The organism is Bradyrhizobium sp. 186 (genome assembly GCF_023101685.1).
Classification (GTDB): domain Bacteria; phylum Pseudomonadota; class Alphaproteobacteria; order Rhizobiales; family Xanthobacteraceae; genus Bradyrhizobium.
On the sequence record NZ_CP082164.1, the window covers coordinates 8,088,303 to 8,106,812 of the forward strand.

An 18,510-nucleotide genomic window follows, 5' to 3' on the forward strand; every position below is an offset into this window, starting at 1 on the left:
TGAAGACTCTGACCGAATCTGCCTACAGCGCAGCCCTCGACTGCCTGAAATAAAGTCTGCTTGCTTAACGGAGCCTCGGCTGCTCCAACGGCCAACATGCGGATACTAAGTGCGCCCTGAAATCGCGTGTAACCGCTGCCGCGCCACCTCATTCCCCTGCCCTGCCGCCTTCTCGTACCACGCCCGCGCCGCCTCAATATCCTGCGCCACGCCATTCCCCGCATAGAGCGCATCCCCCACCGACAGCTGCGCTGCCGCCATGCCCCGCTCGGCGGCCTGCGCGAACCATTCGAACGCCTTCTCCGGATTGCGCTCGCAGCCCTGGCCCTTGGAGAGCATCACGGCCAGGTTGAACTGCCCGAGCAGGTGGCCCTGCTTGGCGGCGGCCTCGTACCAGAACACGCCCTTCTCGAGATCCATCTCGACGCCGGCGCCGGTGCAGTACATCACCCCGAGTTGGAATTGCGCGAGCGGTTGGCTCGCCTGCGCGGCCTTCGCGAACCAGCCGGCAGCGACTTTCGGATCGGCCATGCCGCGCGCCGGATCGAGATAAAGCTGGCCGAGCGCCAGCATCGCATCGGCCAGGCCGGCATCGGCCGCGCGGGCATAGGCCTTCGCGGCTTGCGCCCAGTCGGGCGTCCCGCCGAAGCGCCCGGCATGGAGATTGCCGAGCTGAAAGCTGGCCGCGGCGTGGCCGGCCTCGGCCGCCAGACCCAACAGATCCGCCGAGCGCGCGATCGCCTCAAGGCTCTTGTCCGATTGCAGCAGGAACATCGCATAGGCGAGCCTGGCGTCCGGATCGCCGCCACCTGCGGCGGTCTTCAGCCATTGCTCGGCGATGCCGTGGTCGCGATCGACGCCCTGGCCGGTGGAATAGAGCTGGCCGAGCTGCACCTGCGCGGCCGAGATGCCGGCATTGGCGGCGAACTCGAACCATTTGATCGCCGCAGTGACATCCTGGGCGATGCCGGTGCCCTTCAGATAGAACACGGCGACGTTATAGGCCGCGGTCGGGTGGCCATTCTCGGCGGCGCGCAAGAACCATTTGGCAGCCTCGCGAACGCTCGGCGCGACGCCCTGGCCGGTGGCGTAGAAGCGGCCGGTGAAGAACTGCGACTGGACATCGCCGCGCTCGGCGGCCTGGAGGTACCAATAGGCGGCCTCGCGCAGGTCGGGCTCGGCGGCGGCGCCGAGCGAATAGAACTCGCCAAGCGCCAGGATCGACGGCAGATGCCCGCGCCGGCCGGCTTTGCGCAGCGCGGTTTCGGCCTTATCGGCGGATTTGGGCAGGCCGTCGCCGCCAAGCCGCATCAGCGCGATATTGTAGAGCGCAGTCACATCCTCGTGCCGGGCGGCCTCACTGAACAGACGCGCTGCCTCAGTGCGGTCCTGCGCGACGCCGGAGCCATTCAAATGCAGGAAAGCGAGCGCGACCTGGGCACGGACGTGTCCCCTCTCGGCGGCCTTGCGATACCAGCCGGCGGCGGTCTCGGGATCCTTGGGCACGCCGAGGCCTTGATAGTAGACATCGCCGAGGCCGAATTCGCCGGCCGCCAAATTCTGCCCGGCGGCCTTCTCGTACCATTCCCGCGCCGCCGTCTTGTCCATCTCGCAGCCGCGCCCGTGCCGATGAAGATCCGCAAGCAGCGCCTGCGCTTCGGCCCGTCCGGACGCGGCCGCCTTGGCAATCCAGGCGAAGCCGCGCTCGGGGTCCTTCTCGACCGACAGCCCGCGCGGAAACATCATGTTTGCGATCGACGCCTGGCCGCTGGTCCTGGTCTCGACTGCCTGGCGCCAGGCTTCCGGCGAGCCGCCGAGACCCGCCACCACGCCGTCGAGCAGGATCATGCCGAGCTGAAGCTGCGCATCGACGTGTCTCGCTTCGGCGGCTTTCTCGTACCAGGCCACCGCATCTGGAAACGAGCGCACGACGCCCTGACTGCGCGCGTAGAGCTGGCCGATCCGGAACGCCGCCTCGGAGGCGCCGCCCTCCGCGGCACGCCGCCATGTCTCGAAGGCCTCCATGAAGGCGCCGCGGTCATAGGCGGCTGCGCCGCGCTGGACCAGCGCATCGGGGCCAAGCGCGGCCCATGGCTTCAGCCGGCTCAGCAGTCCGGGCCTGCGCATGCTCGCGGCCATGCTCATTGAGCTTCGCGCATGGCCTGGCCGAGCCCTTTGAGCATGTCGCCGATCACATACATCGCGACCGACCGTGTGCCGACATGGACATCGCCGGTCAGCGTCATGCCGGGGATCAGGCGGAAATTCGCCGGCACGTCGCGGAAATCCGCCTTGTCCACCGAACAACGCCCCTTGTAGTAGGCGTCCACCGGCTGGCCGTTGTCGTCCGTCGTGAAGGCCCCCTCGCTGATCCAGCGGATCTTGCCTTCAGCGGTGCCGTGCTCGGCAAAATTGAAGGCGTCGATCTTCAGCGTGCATCGATCGCCGGCCCTGACGAAACCCACGTCACGCGAGGCGAGCTTGATCTCGGCTTCGAGGCGCGTCTTCACCGGCATCAGCGTAATAAAGGGATCGCCCTGCTTCAGCACCGAGCCCACCGACAGCTTCGCCATGGTCAAGACCACGGACGGCTCGTCAGCCGTCAAGCGAACAAGGTCCTGATGCTTCAAAGCCTTGCCATAGGATGCCTTTGCCGCGTCCAATGTATTCTGCGTCGTCACTAGATCCTGGCTGAGCTGCGCATTCCACTGCTCGGTAAACGCCCTGCGATCGGCCTTCAGCGAGTCGAGCTGGTGCTGTGCTTCGACCAGGCTGTTGTGCGTCGAGTCCATCTGCCGCAACAGCTCCAGACGAGCATCCTGCGAGATATAGAGGTTGAGCTTCGACCCGCTGCCGCTTTCAGCCAGCGAGGAGCGCATCGATTCGATCTTCTGCAAGACGTCGTCGCGCTGACCATAGCGCTCGTCATCCTTTTGCAGCTTCTGGATCGTCGCCTCGGTCTGGCTGATCTTGGAATCGAAGCTCGTGACCTGGGCAGCGTATTGCGCCCTCCTTTGGTCGTACAATGCCTTTTGCAGGGCGGCGTAGTTCTTGAATTCAGCATTCGGCCGGTCGGGAAAAACCAGCGGTGAATTGCTGAGCTCCGCCTTGTCGCGCACGACCTGCGCCTCGAGGCTTGCAACCTGTTGCCTGAACTGGGTGACGTCGGCCGAGGCGAAGGTCGAATCCAGTGTCGCGAGCAACTGGCCGGCCTGAACCTGTTCGCCTTCGCGCACGTCGATGGTCTTGATGATCGACGGATCGAGCGCCTGCAGCACGTTGATCTGGTCCAGCGGCACGACCTTGCCGCCGACGCTGGAGACGACGCGGTCAAGTCGCGTCAGAAACATGATCGCGACGAGCGAGGCCAGAAAGGCGACCAGAACCCACAGGGTCGCACGAGCGGCAAGCGGCTCCGCGGCCTCGCGGATTGCGTCGGTCTCGGACTGGAACTGCCGAACGGTGGTGAGCGCCGTGGAATTACGAGACAAGGGTCGGCCCTCCGACTTTCGCGCGCGGCCGACGCGCCGGCAGGGTGTGGCTGTTCTGCTGGTGCCAGAGGCTGCTGTAGATCTCATTGCGCGCTAGCAGTTCCTCGTGCTTGCCGATGTCGTCCACCGCGCCGCGATTGAGCACGAGGATCGCGTCGCAATCGACCAGCGATGACAGGCGGTGCGAGATGATGATCAGCGTCCGGCCATGCGCGATCCGCGAGATGTTGGCATTGACGATCGCCTCGCTCTCGGCATCGAGCGCGCTGGTCGCCTCGTCCAGGATCAGGATCGGCGGGTTGACGATCAGGGCGCGCGCAATCGCAAGACGCTGCCGCTGGCCACCCGACAGATTGGGCGAACCTTCGTAGATATAGGTCTCGTAGCCGCGCGGCAGCTTGTCGATGAATTCTTCGGCGCCGGCCATACGGGCCGCCTGCACCACCTCGTCGAACGTCGCGTCCGGCTTGGCCGCCGCGATGTTCTCGCGGATCGAGCCGCTGAACAGGAAGTTTTCCTGCAGCACGACCCCGATGTTGCGGCGAAGGTGATCGACGTCGTATTCGCGCACGTCGATCCCGTCGATCTTGATCAGCCCGCCATAGTCAGAATGCAGCCGCTGCAAAAGACGCGTGATCGTGGTCTTGCCGGAGCCGCTCTTGCCCATGACGCCCAACGTGGTGCCGGTCGGAATCTCAAACGAAACACCATTGAGCGCCGGCGACACCGCGCCCTTGTACTTGAACGTCACATTGGCGAACTCGACGTGGCCCTGCAGCAGGCTCTGCACGCCGTGTCCGGAGCGTCCCTCCTCCGGCTCCTGGTTGACGAGGTTGCCCACGATAGCGACGGCCATTCGTGCTTCATCGAGCTGGTTGACGAGTTGCGCCATCTGCATCAGCGGCGCAGCTACGCGTTGGGACAACAGCAAGAAGGCAAACAGTGCTCCCACATAAACAGGGTCGGCCGTGCTGATCGCCAGATAGACACCGATCGCAAAAGGTGCGCTCACCGTTAGCCGCTCCAGCGGTTTCACGACCGCCTGGATCGTCACGCCCGCGATACCCTCGGCCAGCCGCGCCTTGGCGACACGGGCGACATGAACATCCCACGTGTGCTTCTGGCGCGCATCGAGCGCCAGCGACTTCACGGTCCGAATGCCATTCAGGTTCTGCACCATGAAGGCGCCCTGCGCACCCTCGGCCGCGATGACGGCGGCCGACTTCTTGCGATAGAAGGGCAGCATCAGGATCAGCCACCCCACGATCAGTCCCGAAAAGCCAAGTACAACGAATGTCAGCAGCGGGCTGAAGAAGAACATCACGGGCAGGAAGAAGATCAGTGTAGTCGAATCCAGAATCGTCCCGAAGACCTGTCCTACCAGGAACGTGCGCACCCTGAAGATTTCGCGCATGTCGCGCGCGATCAAGCCAATTTGGTTGCGTTCGAAGTAGTCGATCGGAAGATTGAGCACCTTCTCGAATACGTAGGTCGAAAGCTTGACATCCAGCCGCGCGGTCAGACTGTGAACCAGATATTGGCGCAGCACGAAGAACGCCGTCTCAAAGGCTATGATAACGGCCATTGCAAGACACAGCACATAGAAGGTATTGAACGCCCTATAGAACATCACTTTATCGGTCAGCAGCCGCCAGAACATGATCGGCGCCAGTGCCAGAAGTCCGAGCACGAGCGCGGCGACGGCGACGTCGCGCACGATGCGGCGCTCACGGAAGATCAACGCCGTGATAAATCCAAAGCTGAACGGCTGGGTCTCGTCCGAGATTTCATAGTCGCGCTTGGCGAGCACGACCTCACCCGTCCAGATATCCTCAAGCCGGATGCGGTCGATGATCAACAGCGCGTCCTCGCCGACGTTGGGATCCCGCAGCACGACACGCGGGTTGTTCTCATCGCCCTCCAGGCGCAGCAGCACCATCTTGCTGCCATCCTTGAGACCAAGGATCGCCGGCAGCGCCTTCTTCAAGTGACTGAGCCCGTCCCAGTCGAGATGGACGACCTTGGCCCTCATGCCGGAATTATTGGCGCACTTGACGATCTCGGAGGTCGCAACCTCGCCGCCGCCCAGCACGTTTTCGTGGATGAGCTGCGAGACGGTTAGATGCAGTCCATGCTGCCGCGCCACGATGACGAGCGCCGCAAGGCCAGTAGGCTCAGTGTTCTCAACCGCAGCAAGAGAGACATCCGGAGCAGTGTCGGATGAAACATCGACGGCCATGCAAACCTCTATTCCTGAAGCGGTCCTACCGGACGACGCATCCGCTTCGCTTCATTGTGCACCTGCGAAGCATTCAATCAACTTTAGCGTTTTGAAAGCCGAAAACCAATCTTTCATTGCGCGGGCAAAGCTCGTTCATGGCGGAATTAAAACATCATAAATGCCTGAATCATGAGCACATTTTGCGATTTTGAACTCCTGACAAACACTGTCTCGACCCGTCGCCGATACCCAAGGCCGGTCATCCCGCACTGCAAGAAATTTCCGTTTAATTTTAACCCTTTACCGCCCGACTGCGGAACACGCGAACGCGTCCGCTGCCACTACGAACGGGACCAGTGGGCGCCGACTCAGCTATGGCCGGCGCAACGGGCATATCTTGCCTCGCCGTCGCGGGCGCCGATCGGGCAGGCGGCGCCGCAACCCTTGTCGAGGCAATCTGCAGTCGCAATCCGACCAAGGGCTCTCGACCGGTTGGACCCGAGACCACAACCCGCTGTCCTGTCACCTTCATCTGCGGCGAACCCAGGAAAATGGCGTCAGCCGTGATCTCGTAATGCTGGGCCGCAGCGCCGAACACTTCGAACGTAGCCCCGACCAGCGGCAGCGCCCGTCCCCGGGTGCCCGAATATCCTCCAGCCTCGACGAACTCAGTCGCCCTCGGCTCACCCGGTCCACCCACCCGAACCGAATGACGCAGTCCGAATTTTTGCGGCCGCCCCGCCCAATCGAGACCGACCCCCTCGATGCGGGTTGGGGCCATCGGGCCGCCGAGCCATTCGCCCAGCCCCGCGAACGTGTCGCCGCGGCCGGCCAAGTGACCAAGCAGACGGAGACCGGAAAGATCAATCGGCGGCTCGTCCAACGCTGCCAAGCCAAGCGGGTCCGTCGAAAGCGACGCCGACTGGATACGCGCGCCAAGTGAACCGCCGGCCGACCGCGCACTCACCTCAACCTGAATGCGAGTTGGAGCAGACAACCGAACGACCACATTGGCCCCCGGCGACCACAGGACCGGCTCCTCAACGTCGGGTGGCAGCAGGAATTCCACCGAGCCAGCAGCTCGGGAATCGATAGAAAGGCTGACCTTCGGCGGCTGCGCCGCGTCCTCCGCCGAGTCGTAGCGGATCAAAAACAGGCCCTTCTGCAGATCGAGCGACTTCTGCAGCGTTGGTGACTTCATTTAGGAACCCCCAGATGCCCTATCTTAGCGAACCCGCTACTTCTTAAGCAATATGCAGGCCAGCGCCCGCTTAGCAAAAGCTTTTTTAGCGTTAAATTGTGTCGGCTCTGCAAGGTGCGCGATTCCAGTGCTAAGACTGGGACGCAGGCCGCTGCGAAGGACTCATGCAGAAAATTCTTTTTGTTCATAATAATTTCCCCGCGCAGTTTCTACCACTGTGTAAGGCCCTTTCCGGCCGCGACGACGTCCAGATGGCGGCGATCGGAGCTCCGAACGCGCGCTCGATTGCTGGCGTCTCCTTAAAGAAGTACATGATCCCCGATGGCGAGCTCGCCGCCGCCCACCCCTTTGCACGGCGTTTTGAGGCGGAATGCCGCCGTGCCGAGCAGGTGCTCTATTCAGCCTCCAACTTGAAGCAGCAGGGCTTCATACCCGATCTGGTCGTCGCCCATCCCGGCTGGGGCGAGATGCTGCCCTTGCGCCCGCTGTTTCCCAAGGCGCGGATCATCGCCTATTGCGAATTCTACTATCGCGCCAACGGGCAGGACGTCGGCTTTGATGCCGAATTCCCCGACATGGGCGTGGATGGCCACGTCCGCATTCATTTGAAGAACGCGGCGACTCTGCTGGCGCTCGACGATGCGGACGCCGGCCTTTCGCCGACATTGTGGCAGCGCTCCACCTATCCCGCCGAATTCCAGAGCAAAATCGAGGTGATCCACGAAGGCGTGGACACCGAGGCCATTCGTCCCCGAGACAACGCTGCATTGACGCTACCTTCGGGCAAGGTTCTGACCAAGGCCGACGAGGTCGTCACCTTTGCGACCCGCAGCCACGAACCATTGCGCGGCTTCCATTGCTTCCTGCGCGCATTGCCAGCGATCATGGCGGCCCGACCGAAGGCCCAGATTCTGATCGTCGGCGGCTCCGGCATTCCATACGGACTGTCACCGCCGGAAGGCCATAGCTGGCGCTCTTTTTTCTTCCGCGAGATTGAAGGCAAGGTCGACACCAGCCGCATTCACTTCACTGAAGACTTGAGCCGCGAGGATTTCCTCAAGGCATTCCAGATCTCAAGCGCCCACGTCTACTTCACCTATCCATTCGTCTTGTCCTGGTCGCTGTTGGAAGCCATGAGCGCGGGCTGCCTCGTGATCGGCTCCGATACCGCCCCCTTGCGCGAGATCATTGACGGCTCCAATGGCCTCCTGGTGCCGTTTTTCGATATCGAACAGTTGTCCGGACGCGTGATCGAGGCGCTGGCCAATCCGCGCCGCTTTGCTGGCCTGCGCCGCGCCGCCCGCGAGACCGTGGTCAGCCGTTACGATCTCGAGACCGTCTGCCTGCCGCGCCTGATGGATTTCTACAGGATCGCTGCCACAGGCCGCGCCGCACGGCCGAAACGGGCCGCGGCCAGCCGCAAGCGCTAGGGCCGATGGGTGCGATGCTAGACAGAGTTGCAGCTCTGCTCGATCCGGAGCAACACCCTGCTGCGCTGGAACGAGCAGCTATCGCAAATCTCGCCCGCGGCGAACTGGCCGAGGCGTTTCGCCTCGCCGACCGTCGCTGCCGCATCCTTCCCGTTGCCCAGGCACGCCACTACACACTCCGCGCCGAAATAGCCCGTCAATCCGGCTTTGCAGCCGCAGCACTTGCAGACATCACCAAAGCACTCGAACTCGCACCAGACGACCTCGCCGCCAATCGGCGCCTGATGCAATGGGGCGACGACGAGCAACGTGCGTCTGCTGCCCGCCGGTTGATCGAGCTCGACCGCGACATGGCTGCGTTGGGCGAAGCCGTCGCACGGCTGAAGGCCAAGGGTGAAACGACGTTGGGTGCCATCCACCGCATCGGGGACAGCATCACGGGTTGGGCAGCCTGGCAGGGCCACGAGCAAATGAGCCTATGGATCGAGACTGACAAGACCCGCATCTCTCATGCGATCGAAAGCGACCCGCAGCACGCCCTGGCAAGTAAAATCGAGCATGCGGCAAGCTTCAGCGTGCTGTTTCCTGCCTCTAAGACCCGTCGCGTAGTGAGCCTGCGGCTTGGCCGACGCGTCATGATAGAAAGCGCCTTTCCGGCGCCGCTTGCCGCCTGCGCCGTAAAGCATGGCACGTCGGTCACGACGAAATCGGTTGGCCGCAGCAAGGATCGCACCATCGAAGTGACGGTGGTCGTCCCTGTTTATGACGATTTTGAAGCGACCGAACGCTGCCTCGAAAGCCTGATGAGCGCGATCACGGATGACAAAGGGATCAAGGTAGTCTTGGTCGACGATGCAACGCCCGACAAGCGCATCGCGATGCTGCTGGACTCGGTTGCAACGGCCTCGAACGTGCGATTGATCCGCAACGTCGATAATCTTGGTTTCATCGGTGCCGTCAATCGCGCGCTCGATGCCGTTCCATCCGGCGATGTGATCCTGCTCAACTCTGACACCGTGGTGCCAGACGGCTTCGTGAAGCGACTGAGCAACGTAGCCCACGCTGCTCCCGATATCGGCACAGTCACGCCGCTGTCGAACAATGGCGAAGCCACCAGCCTGCCGCTCGCCTTTAGCGCCAATCCCTTGCCTTCGATCCAGCACGTCGCGCACCTGGACGCAATTGCCGCGCGCGTCAACGCCGGTCGCCTGGTCGATATGCCGGACGGCATCGGCTTTTGCCTTTACATCACCCGCGCCTGTCTCGACGCGGTCGGTGGACTATCCGACCATTATCATCGCGGCTATCTCGAGGATGTTGATCTCTGCCTTCGCGCGCGACAGAGCGGCTTTCGCAATGTTTGCGCCCCATCGGTGTATGTGGGCCACTCCGGCTCGGCCTCGTTCAAGACCGAAAAACGTGCCCTGGTGGTCCTCAATCTCGGACGGCTTCGTTTGCGCTTCCCGGACTATCGCAATGAAAGCGCAACCTTCAAGGCATTGGATCCGCTGAAGCCAAGCCGTGGCGCGATTGAGCGCGAGCTCATCGCCGAACGCAAGGGAACGACGATCGTCTTGTCCGGCGTAGGTGCGGTGATGGAGGTCGCAAAGCGGTTCGCTGCCCAATCCGGCAAGCCAGCGCTTCTCGCGTCTCTCAACCGGGGCAACACCACACTTGCCATGCGTGATGCCGGCTCCGACTTTCCGCAATCCCTCGACTTCCGGCTTCCTGCCGACGAGCCGACGCTGGTCGAGACCCTGACCGCAATCGCGCCCCCGCGCGTGGTCGTCGCTGATCCGGCCAATATACCCACCGCTCTTGTGCGCCCCCTGGTTGACCGAGGCGCGGTGGTCGATCTCCTGGTCGCCGACGGCGGACTGTGGTGTTCTCGCGGAGGTCTCGATCAAAAGGGCCGTCTCTGCCCTGCCCTCCTTGATGACAAGGAATGCAACTGCGGCCGCGATACGTCCGAGAGCTGGCTCAAGCTCTTAACCCGCGACAGCTGTATCCTCGCGCCCGATACGGTGGCGGAGACCTTCTTGAGACGACGGCTGCCACCGAACGCCGCGAAGCGGGTAAGGCTCGTCAATAGTTCCGAGGTCTTCCACAGCATCGAGCGGCCGGGCGCAGTGATACCGCGTGGCGAGGCACTCGGCGTGCTTCCCGTTGGCCTGGCAGCACTCGATTTTGCCTTCATGCGGGATCTCATTCGACGCATCCGACATGAGCGACCTGAAACCGGAATCGTCGTGCTGGGTGAAACCCTCGACGATCTGGCACTGATGGCGCTTGGCGACGTGATGGTCACCGGCGCCGTCTCCGCCAAGGACTTGCCCGGTACGGCAGCACTTCATGGCCTTGGCGGAGTTCTGATTGCCCGGCGTGCTCCATTGTTCGGCCACCCATTGATGACGGCGGCCTTCAGCGAGGTCGACGTGCCGCTCGCTTTCTTTGACTGGTCGTTCGGCAGTGTCGTCACGCACGGTGCCGATTTGCCGATGACGCCCTCAAGCAATGTGGCCGCAACCGCGCAAGACCTACTCGGCTGGAGCGCCAGACAATGGTGAAGCTCCGCCGTCCATCGCGCGCCAGCGCGGCTCCAGTGCCGCATTCGGCCATAGACCAGCTTCGCCATGAATTCGGGCGGACTGATGAGGCCAATTTCTCCGGCTTCATCTACGACCCGAACGATCTTTCACGCCGGCTGGTGGTCGAGCTCCTGCTCGATGGTGTGCCTCTGCGGCTTGCACGTGCCGAGGCTTATGTGCCTGAGCTCGCCTCGGAAGGGATTGGCGATGCCTGCTACGGTTTCTCCTTTGCATTGACGCCTGACATGCTGGCCGACAGCCGGATTGTCGAGGTCCGCCTCGCCAATGGCGCGGACGCGATCGGTTCTTCAATTCAGCTGGATGAAGCCTTGGAGAAAGCCACCGATAGCCGCGGCTTGGGCGCTGTCGATTGGATGGGCGGCTTGCGGTTTCAGGGATGGGTGCGCTGCCCACCGGCGGAGTCGCCGATGGTTCGCGCCGTCGTCGACGGCGAGCCTGTCGCGGAAGCGCGCGCCAGCGGCTTCAGCCATGTTGGCGGCATCGACAATGCCAACCTGGTCAAGGCTTTCGATCTCCATCTGCCGACCGACTATGCGGACGGACGGGTGAGGCGGGTTCACTTCATCACGGAAGATGAGTTGCAGTTGACCGCGGCGCCTTTGACGTTTGTAGCCTTTCCGGATGCCGTGGAGCGGTTCTTTGCCGACTTCGGCGAAACGGAATCCGAACGTCTGCGCGGTCGGATGCTCGATCGTCTATTGCCCGCCTCTGCGCCGTTCACGGCTTATGAAGACTGGCGCAAGCGCTGGGACTTGGAAACAGGGCAATCGCCTTCTCCCGGTGCGGGCTCTTCCACCGACCGCGCCACTGCCGTGGTGCTTGTTGCGGGAGACAACGAGGACACCTCACTGGAGAGCCTGGAGGAGCAACAGCACAACAATTGGGTCGCGGCCGCCCTCCCGCCACTGGACGGGCCGGGAACGTTTGATCCGGATGAGCTGCGCGAATTCCTGGCTTACGACGGACGCGACGCTGAAATCGTGGTGTTCGCACAGGCCGGGACGGATTTCGACAGGTCTGCACTATCAAAACTCGTTGCAGGCTTTGCCACCGTACCGCACGCTCGCATGATCTATTGCGATCTGGAGATCGATGGCGAGGATCGGCGTCCCTGGCCACTGGCTCTGCCAGCCTTCGACTATGAACGGATGCTGGAACAGGGCTATTGCGCGCAGCTATTTGCGATGGACCGCGCCTCCGTGGAGGCTGCGCTCGAAACCCGTCCAACCAACCTCTACCGCCTGTTCAACAGCCAGTTCGACGACGATGACGCCTTGCGCCAGCAGCAGGTCGCGCATGTACCGATCCCGCTCGGGCGCATGACGCTGCCGGATCTGGTCGCGCAGAGCCGTCTGTTGGCCAAAGCAAGCCTCGCCCATCTGTCCGTACGCGGGATTACGGCAGAGGCAACCGCTCAACGCGGTGCGCTGTTGCCCGTGGCCCGCGTGGTTCGAAAGCCGAAGTCCCGCACACTCACGGTGATCATTCCGGTTCGCAATCGCAAGGAGTTGCTGCAAACCTGTCTTTCGAGCATTGCGCCGGCGCTCAGCCATGCGCGAGCGCGGGTGCTGGTCGTCGACAACGACTCCAGCGATGCCGACATGCTCGACTATCTCGAAGCACTCAAACGCGGCGGCACGGGGGTGCTCGCCGTCCCCGGAGCTTTCAATTTCGCGCGGCTCAACAATCTCGCCGTCGAGGCTTGCGACAGTGACGACGTTCTACTGCTCAACAACGACATCAGGGCGATGGACGCCGCCTGGCTCGCCGAGATGCAGGGCCGGCTTGCCGAGCCAGACGTCGGCGCCGTCGGTGCACTGCTGTTGTGGCCGAGCGGCATGGTCCAGCATGCCGGCGTTGCTCTCGGTCCGAGTTTTGGAGCCCAACACATCGGTACTGATCGGCTCGCCAGTGATCCAGGATATGGCGACATGTTGAAGGTTGCGCGCGAATGCGGGTCGGTCACCGCGGCCTGTCTATTGACCCGTCGCAGCGACTATCTGGCCGTGGGCGGGCTTGACGAGGTACGCTTTCCCGTGAACTTCAACGACGTCGACTATTGCCTGAAGCTTCGTAGCCAGGGGAAACGCATCGTCTGGACCCCGTCGGCCCGGCTTTATCACCACGAATCGGCTAGCCGCGGCCGTGACCAGGCTGGCGACAAAGCCGCGCGCTTTGAGCGCGAGCTCCGGAACCTCCGCAACAAATGGGGCGAGCATCTTCTCGAGGATCCCTACTACAATCCCAATCTTTCGCTCGATGCGGTGCCGTTTTCCGCCCTGGCGTGGCCTCCCCGGGGGCGGATAGCCCGCGTCAATCTGCCTCCCTCATCCGTCGAGCTCCCACCCGGATTTTGATCAATGTCGTTGAAATTCAACACGACCTCCTCTAGCAGCGCCAAGCGCGCCGAAATGCGGCCGGCTAAGCCACGAGCTGGGAGGCGGCGGATGTTGGGAATAGTGAGTAGGTGCACGTGTTTGTAAATCAACCGCTGGCCGTGAAAGTCATGCATTTCTTGGGTTTTGTGCAATGGTGAAGAAGGTCCTCAATGCTGGAAGCGGGCCCGTCAATCCCGAACGACTACAGCGCACCTTCCGCAACGGCGGCTGGCAAGAAGTGCGCATGGACGTCGATCCGCGCGTGTCCCCGGACATCGTGGGGTCACTCGAGGATCTCAGTCCGGTTGCCGACAGGAGCTTTGACGCGGTCTTCTGTTCGCACAGCCTGGAGCACCTGCATCCCCACGACGTCCGCTCTGCGCTGCGGGGAATCGTCCGCGTGCTGAAGCCAGATGGCTTCGCGCTCATCACCTCACCGGATCTCGAACCAATCGCCGCACTCGTCGCCCAGGGCCGCGGCGAGGAGATCGCCTACGAATCCCCGCTCGGCCCCATTACCGCACTCGACATGATCTACGGGCACGCGGCGTCCATCGAGAGGGGCAATTACTTCATGGCCCACAACACCGGCTTCACCGACGAGCGGATGGCGCGTTTGCTGTTGGAGGCCCGCTTCGATGAAGTGCTGTTGATCAAGGGCAATTGTTACGACTTCTATGCGCTGGCGCTGATGCCACAGGCCGACAAGCCGCAGATCCTGACGGAATTGCGCAACGGCGGCCTCGACTTCACCGAATAGGTCCAAGCGACACATGCGCCGGAGTTCGGCTGGCACCCGCCATTGTTTAATGGTTTGGCGGAGCCGCCGAGAGCGATCATTGGCAAAAACAAAACGCCCCCGAAACCGGGGGCGCTCGTTGCAGCATCTCTCGCTATTGGGCTTAAGACGGCTTGTAGTCGGTGTCGTTGAAGATGATGTCCTGCACATTTGTGAAGGTCATCGTGTTGCCGCCAGAAGTGACGGTCGTGACACCCGCCGTCGTGTTGATCGTGACGTCCGTCGAGTTGAGGCCGTCCATGAAGGCCACGTTCGAGCCCGCGCCACCATCGATCGTGCTGTTCGTGAGCGAGGTGATCTCGAACTGATCGTTGCCCGAGCCGCCGGCGATTGAGGCACTGCCCGAGCCGGTGATGTAGAGGTTGCTGCCCGTGGAGGCACTGCCATTGATGGTGTCGCTGCCCGAGCCGGCCCAGACCGTGTTGGCACCGCTGCCGGTGACGGTGGCGACCGCGACCGAGGCACCATCGAGATGCGCCTGGTTGCCCGATCCGCTGATGTTGATGACGTCGATGCCAGAACCGCCGAACAGCGTGTCGTTGCCATTGAGCGCGAAGGTGTCGGTTCCCGAGCTGCCGCCCGCGTACATCAAGGTTGCACCGGAACCGGCAATCAGCGTGTCGTTGCCGCTGCCATTGGCGTACATCGTATCGTTGCCGCTGCCACCGGTCATCGACACGTTGCTGGTGCCGTAAGCCTCGAACGTGTCGTTGCCGCCACCGCCGGTCATGGTGGTATTGCCACCCTGCTCCGACACAAAATGCTCGTTGCCGGTGCCGCCGGTGAGCGTGTCGTTGCCCGTACCCGCGATCAGCGTGCTGTTGCCCGAACCGCCCTGCAGCGAGTTGTTGCCGCCGGTAGCCTGGAGCTTGTCGTCACCACCGCCGGAAATCAGCGTGTTGTTGCCAGAGCCAAGCGAAACGATCTGATCATTGCCGGCGCCGCCGACCAGCGAGTCGCTGCCGGCGCCACCATACAGGGTGTCACCGCCATTGCCGGCGATGAGCGTCTGGTTGCCACTGCCAGCCTGGAGGTAATTGTGGCCGGTTCCCGACGCCTCAAGCGTGTCATTGCCCGAGCCGCCATACATCGTGTCGTCGCCGCCGCCTCCGAAGAAGTGGTTGCTGCCACCGTTCACGTCAACGAACACATCGTTGCCGGTGCCGCCGTAGATTGAGCTATTGCCGGTGCCAGCGATCAAGACGTTGTTGCCATTGCCGGCGTAGATCGTGTCATTACCGCCGCCTGCGGTGATGGTATCGTCACCCGTAGCCCCCCACACGATGTCGTTGCCGCTATCGAGTAGCGTGACCTTAGCGGGACCACCATCGGCGATCACGATGCCGACGTCCTGCGTGCCGCGAACCGTAAGGTTGCCACCAGGCTCGACAACAATCAGCGCGTCGTTGGCGTCTGTCGTAATGGCAGCCGGCGAGTCGCCTTCAATCAGGACGTTCGCCGTCGGATCGATCGGTTGATAGCCGTTCAGGCCCTCAACTCGGATCGTATCACCTGCCGTCGGGAAGAAACCCTTTGAAATCAGATAATTATCGATCTCGGTAAGCGTCGTTGGATCGACGTGGGGGCCAATGAGCGTGTTAAATTGAGCTTCGGTATAGTCATAAGTAGACATTGACTGCCCCTTTTGCCCGAAGGTTGCAACAACCCTCGGTTCATTCCACAAATTCGCCTTTTGCACCCACGGACGCCCACTTGCCCATAAAGACAGGTGGAACACGAGGTATGCTTAACTATTGGTTAGATAGCCGGCCAGAGGTATATGAGTCAATCATTAGAATTGTGCACCGCGATCTAGAAAATTTCCTTTTATGATCAAAAGCATGGACCGCACGGGAACTCGACCAGCCGCTCCTGCGCGCAATAACGCCCAATTTGCGAGCACGCTTTTGATGAGATGGTGAACACAGAGATTTACGGAACTTTCATTCCTCGGTATGCAATGGGCACACATCTCTCGGTTGAAATCCTTGGAAATACCAATGATTCGCCGCATTCAATAAGCGGGGGATCTGAGCAGGACGATGCAGGTCTTGAGCAGGATTTTGACGTCGAGCCACAAATTCCAATTGTCGATGTACCAGAGGTCGTGATCGACACGGGCTTTCATCTGCGAGAGCGTGGTCTCGCCGCGGAAACCGTTGACCTGCGCCCATCCAGTCAAGCCAGGCTTGACGTGATGCCGATAGGCATAGTTGGCAATGAGTTGTCCGTAGTAGTCTGTATGCGCCGCAGCATGGGGCCGCGGCCCCACCAACGACATCTCGCCGCGCAGAATATTGATCAGCTGCGGCAGCTCGTCGATGCTCGTCCGTCGCAACCAGCGGCCCACGCCCGTCAGGCGATTGTCATTGCGCGATACCTGCTTCACCACAGGACCATCATCCATCGTGGTGAGCGTGCGAAACTTGAAAATTCTGAACGGCACTCCGCTGAAGCCGGTCCGAGCCTGCGTAAAGAACACAGGTCCTTTTGAGCTGAGCTTGATGAGGAGCGCAGATGTCAGCATCAAGAGTGACGTGAAAATAAGCAGCACGGCCGAGACCGCGATGTCGAGCGTGCGCTTCGCCAGGCGCTCCTCGAGGCCGAGCGGCACGCGCTGGATCTCCGTCGCCCAAACGCCCCCGACAGACAATTCATGCGCTCCAAGAAAGCGCGAAACCTTGGGATCCGGAAAGAGCCGCACCGATAGCGGCACCGCACGCAGGATATCCGCAAGCCGATCGATACGATCGGGCCTGCCCCAGTCCATCAGCAGAAAGATGCTGTCGATGCGATGCTCTGGGCCAGCGAGTTCGATCATTTCGCGACCGATTTCGTCAAGGTCGTCTGACGCCGGGAGAACCAGAAACTGCGCAACATCGTAATCGTGAAAGGCGAGATCCTGCAGGTAGGTGCGCGCCTCTTCGATGCGCCGATCGCTGACGACCACCACCTGCCGCGGCGCGATGACGCGCCTGGCGCGCGCCTGGTGCAGCTGCGCGCTGAGCAGCGCGCGCCAGCCGACCAGCGCACTCCAGCCGATCAGGAAGAACGCGACGGTCGCACCACGGGAGAGATTGGGACCGACCTTCAGCAGGAAGGCCAGCGTGACGAGCATGAGGAAGACCGCGATCCATGCCATCGTGACCTCGCGGCACTGGAGAACGGGCTGCATCAGCCGTCTCACGGAATAGGTGCCGCGGTAGGTCAGAAAGATCGAGAGATAGAAGGATACGGCGCAGGCCAGACCAATGAAGGTCGTGAGATCTCCGACCTCCTGCAGCATGATGCGGTGATAGCCGACAGCAGAGGCCACACTCGCTAGGATCAACAGGCAAAGGTCGGCGAAAAATACTGCGGGACCAACCAAATAGCCGGGAATGCCAAGCCGGAGGCCCGAGACCCTGGCCACGCCCCCTACTTCTCGGGACAGCCGATAGTCGGTAATGTCAGCCACAATATTGACTCAGCTGTAACCGAATTAAGGAAAAATTAAGCTCGTCTTATAGGGCCATCTTCAACGTTTGGCGAGTCATTTGCCGCGATGCGGTATCACTCCCCGTCTCCGACTCGCCCCGGACGGACGAAGGCTCGACAGGCAAGAATGCAACACTCCTTGGCCAAAAAGCCGGCGCAACTCACCGAGACTTGAATGAGAAAATCATTCGTTGGATTGATGGGAGACGATCGGCGGAAAGGGCGCAATGCTCGAATAGAGAACAGGCATATGCGCTCGGTGATTTCAGTCGTGCAGCGGAAAGGCGGGGCGGGCAAGACGACCATTGCGATAAGCTTGGCGGGCGATTTGCACCACCGCGGCATCTTGGTGGATGTGATTGATGCCGATCCACAGCGATCCGCCGCGGAATGGGCTGCGCCTGGACGGCTTCCCTTTCGCGTCTCGGAGGTGCCGCTGCATTATGGTGAGGCAGCCCGCTGGGCGAGGCTCGTCGGCTCATCGCCAGGGAGCGTCACCATTATCGACACCCCGCCGCACGAATACGCGGTTGGCGCTGCGGTTGCCGTGGCTGACATTGTCGTTCTGCCCTGTACAGCTTCGGGGCTCGATCTGAGCGCCACAGAGGAAACGATTTCAGCCATCGCCTTCGCGCGCAGCAAACGGGACGCCGACGTCCCGACCTTTCTCGTCCCAAATCGGGTCGATTCCCGAACGCTGGAAGGCCAGCAAATCGTAGGGGCGCTCGGCGAAATGGGAGAGATGGTCTGCGGCCCGATTGCTTCGCGGCTCGCTTACGTCCGTGCCTTCTCGGCCGGTATACTGCCCCGGGGCTACGCAATCTCGACTGAACTTGCGGGACTGAGCGAGCCCGTGCTTGAGGCGATCCAGCTAATGACGCAGGCCCGTTTTCCGGCGATCTGA

The 18,510-nt window shown here is 62.0% G+C and carries 12 protein-coding genes; 5 read left to right on the forward strand and 7 right to left on the reverse strand.

The features are described from left to right. Window positions 1-105: 105 nt before the first annotated feature. From IVB18_RS38790 to IVB18_RS38805, 4 genes are all read right to left on the reverse strand, one after another. Complete coding sequence (locus IVB18_RS38790; protein ID WP_247985508.1) at window positions 106-2,145, reverse strand: tetratricopeptide repeat protein; 2,040 nt, start codon at window positions 2,143-2,145, stop codon at window positions 106-108. Further along, the gene (locus IVB18_RS38795) at window positions 2,142-3,491 is read right to left on the reverse strand and encodes an HlyD family type I secretion periplasmic adaptor subunit (protein ID WP_247985509.1); all 1,350 of its coding nucleotides are present in this window, start codon (window positions 3,489-3,491) and stop codon (window positions 2,142-2,144) included. The genes IVB18_RS38790 and IVB18_RS38795 overlap by 4 nt, the downstream gene beginning before the upstream one ends. After that, window positions 3,481-5,730 (reverse strand): peptidase domain-containing ABC transporter, encoded by a 2,250-nt coding sequence (locus IVB18_RS38800; RefSeq protein WP_247985510.1) that lies wholly within the window; start codon window positions 5,728-5,730, stop codon window positions 3,481-3,483. Before IVB18_RS38800 ends, IVB18_RS38795 begins: the two co-directional genes overlap by 11 nt. Before the next feature lie 274 nt (window positions 5,731-6,004). Next, a complete protein-coding gene (locus IVB18_RS38805) occupies window positions 6,005-6,913 on the reverse strand; it encodes a hypothetical protein (protein ID WP_247985511.1) in 909 nt (302 codons plus the stop codon). A gap of 164 nt (window positions 6,914-7,077) precedes the next feature. On the opposite strand from IVB18_RS38805, the gene IVB18_RS38810 reads away from it, so the two are divergent. Further along, the gene (locus IVB18_RS38810; protein ID WP_247985512.1) at window positions 7,078-8,343 is read left to right on the forward strand and encodes a glycosyltransferase; all 1,266 of its coding nucleotides are present in this window, start codon (window positions 7,078-7,080) and stop codon (window positions 8,341-8,343) included. A gap of 17 nt (window positions 8,344-8,360) precedes the next feature. Here IVB18_RS38810 and IVB18_RS38815 read toward each other — a convergent pair whose 3' ends face one another. Continuing rightward, window positions 8,361-8,651, reverse strand: a complete 291-nt coding sequence (locus IVB18_RS38815) for a hypothetical protein (RefSeq protein ID WP_247985513.1) — start codon at window positions 8,649-8,651, stop codon at window positions 8,361-8,363. Window positions 8,652-8,672: 21 nt separating this feature from the next. Between IVB18_RS38815 and IVB18_RS38820 the strand changes: the two genes are divergently transcribed. The 3 genes from IVB18_RS38820 to IVB18_RS38830 all read left to right on the forward strand — a co-directional run bounded on the left by IVB18_RS38820 (window position 8,673) and on the right by IVB18_RS38830 (window position 14,090). Beyond that, on the forward strand, window positions 8,673-10,910 hold the full coding sequence (locus IVB18_RS38820; protein WP_247985514.1) for a glycosyltransferase family 2 protein: 2,238 nt from the start codon (window positions 8,673-8,675) through the stop codon (window positions 10,908-10,910). After that, on the forward strand, window positions 10,904-13,309 hold the full coding sequence (locus IVB18_RS38825; RefSeq protein WP_247985515.1) for a glycosyltransferase: 2,406 nt from the start codon (window positions 10,904-10,906) through the stop codon (window positions 13,307-13,309). The genes IVB18_RS38820 and IVB18_RS38825 overlap by 7 nt, the downstream gene beginning before the upstream one ends. 175 nt (window positions 13,310-13,484) lie before the next feature. Then, window positions 13,485-14,090, forward strand: coding sequence for a class I SAM-dependent methyltransferase (locus IVB18_RS38830; protein ID WP_247985516.1), 606 nt, complete (start codon window positions 13,485-13,487; stop codon window positions 14,088-14,090). A gap of 142 nt (window positions 14,091-14,232) precedes the next feature. Here IVB18_RS38830 and IVB18_RS38835 read toward each other — a convergent pair whose 3' ends face one another. Next, complete coding sequence (locus tag IVB18_RS38835; protein ID WP_247985517.1) at window positions 14,233-15,828, reverse strand: calcium-binding protein; 1,596 nt, start codon at window positions 15,826-15,828, stop codon at window positions 14,233-14,235. 315 nt (window positions 15,829-16,143) lie between these two features. Continuing rightward, window positions 16,144-17,586 carry an exopolysaccharide biosynthesis polyprenyl glycosylphosphotransferase gene (locus IVB18_RS38840; RefSeq protein ID WP_247985518.1) on the reverse strand — a complete coding sequence of 481 codons (1,443 nt, stop codon included), beginning with the start codon at window positions 17,584-17,586 and terminating at the stop codon, window positions 16,144-16,146. Window positions 17,587-17,781: 195 nt separating this feature from the next. Between IVB18_RS38840 and IVB18_RS38845 the strand changes: the two genes are divergently transcribed. Continuing rightward, window positions 17,782-18,510: a ParA family protein gene (locus tag IVB18_RS38845; protein ID WP_247985519.1), complete on the forward strand. Its 729-nt coding sequence runs from the start codon at window positions 17,782-17,784 to the stop codon at window positions 18,508-18,510.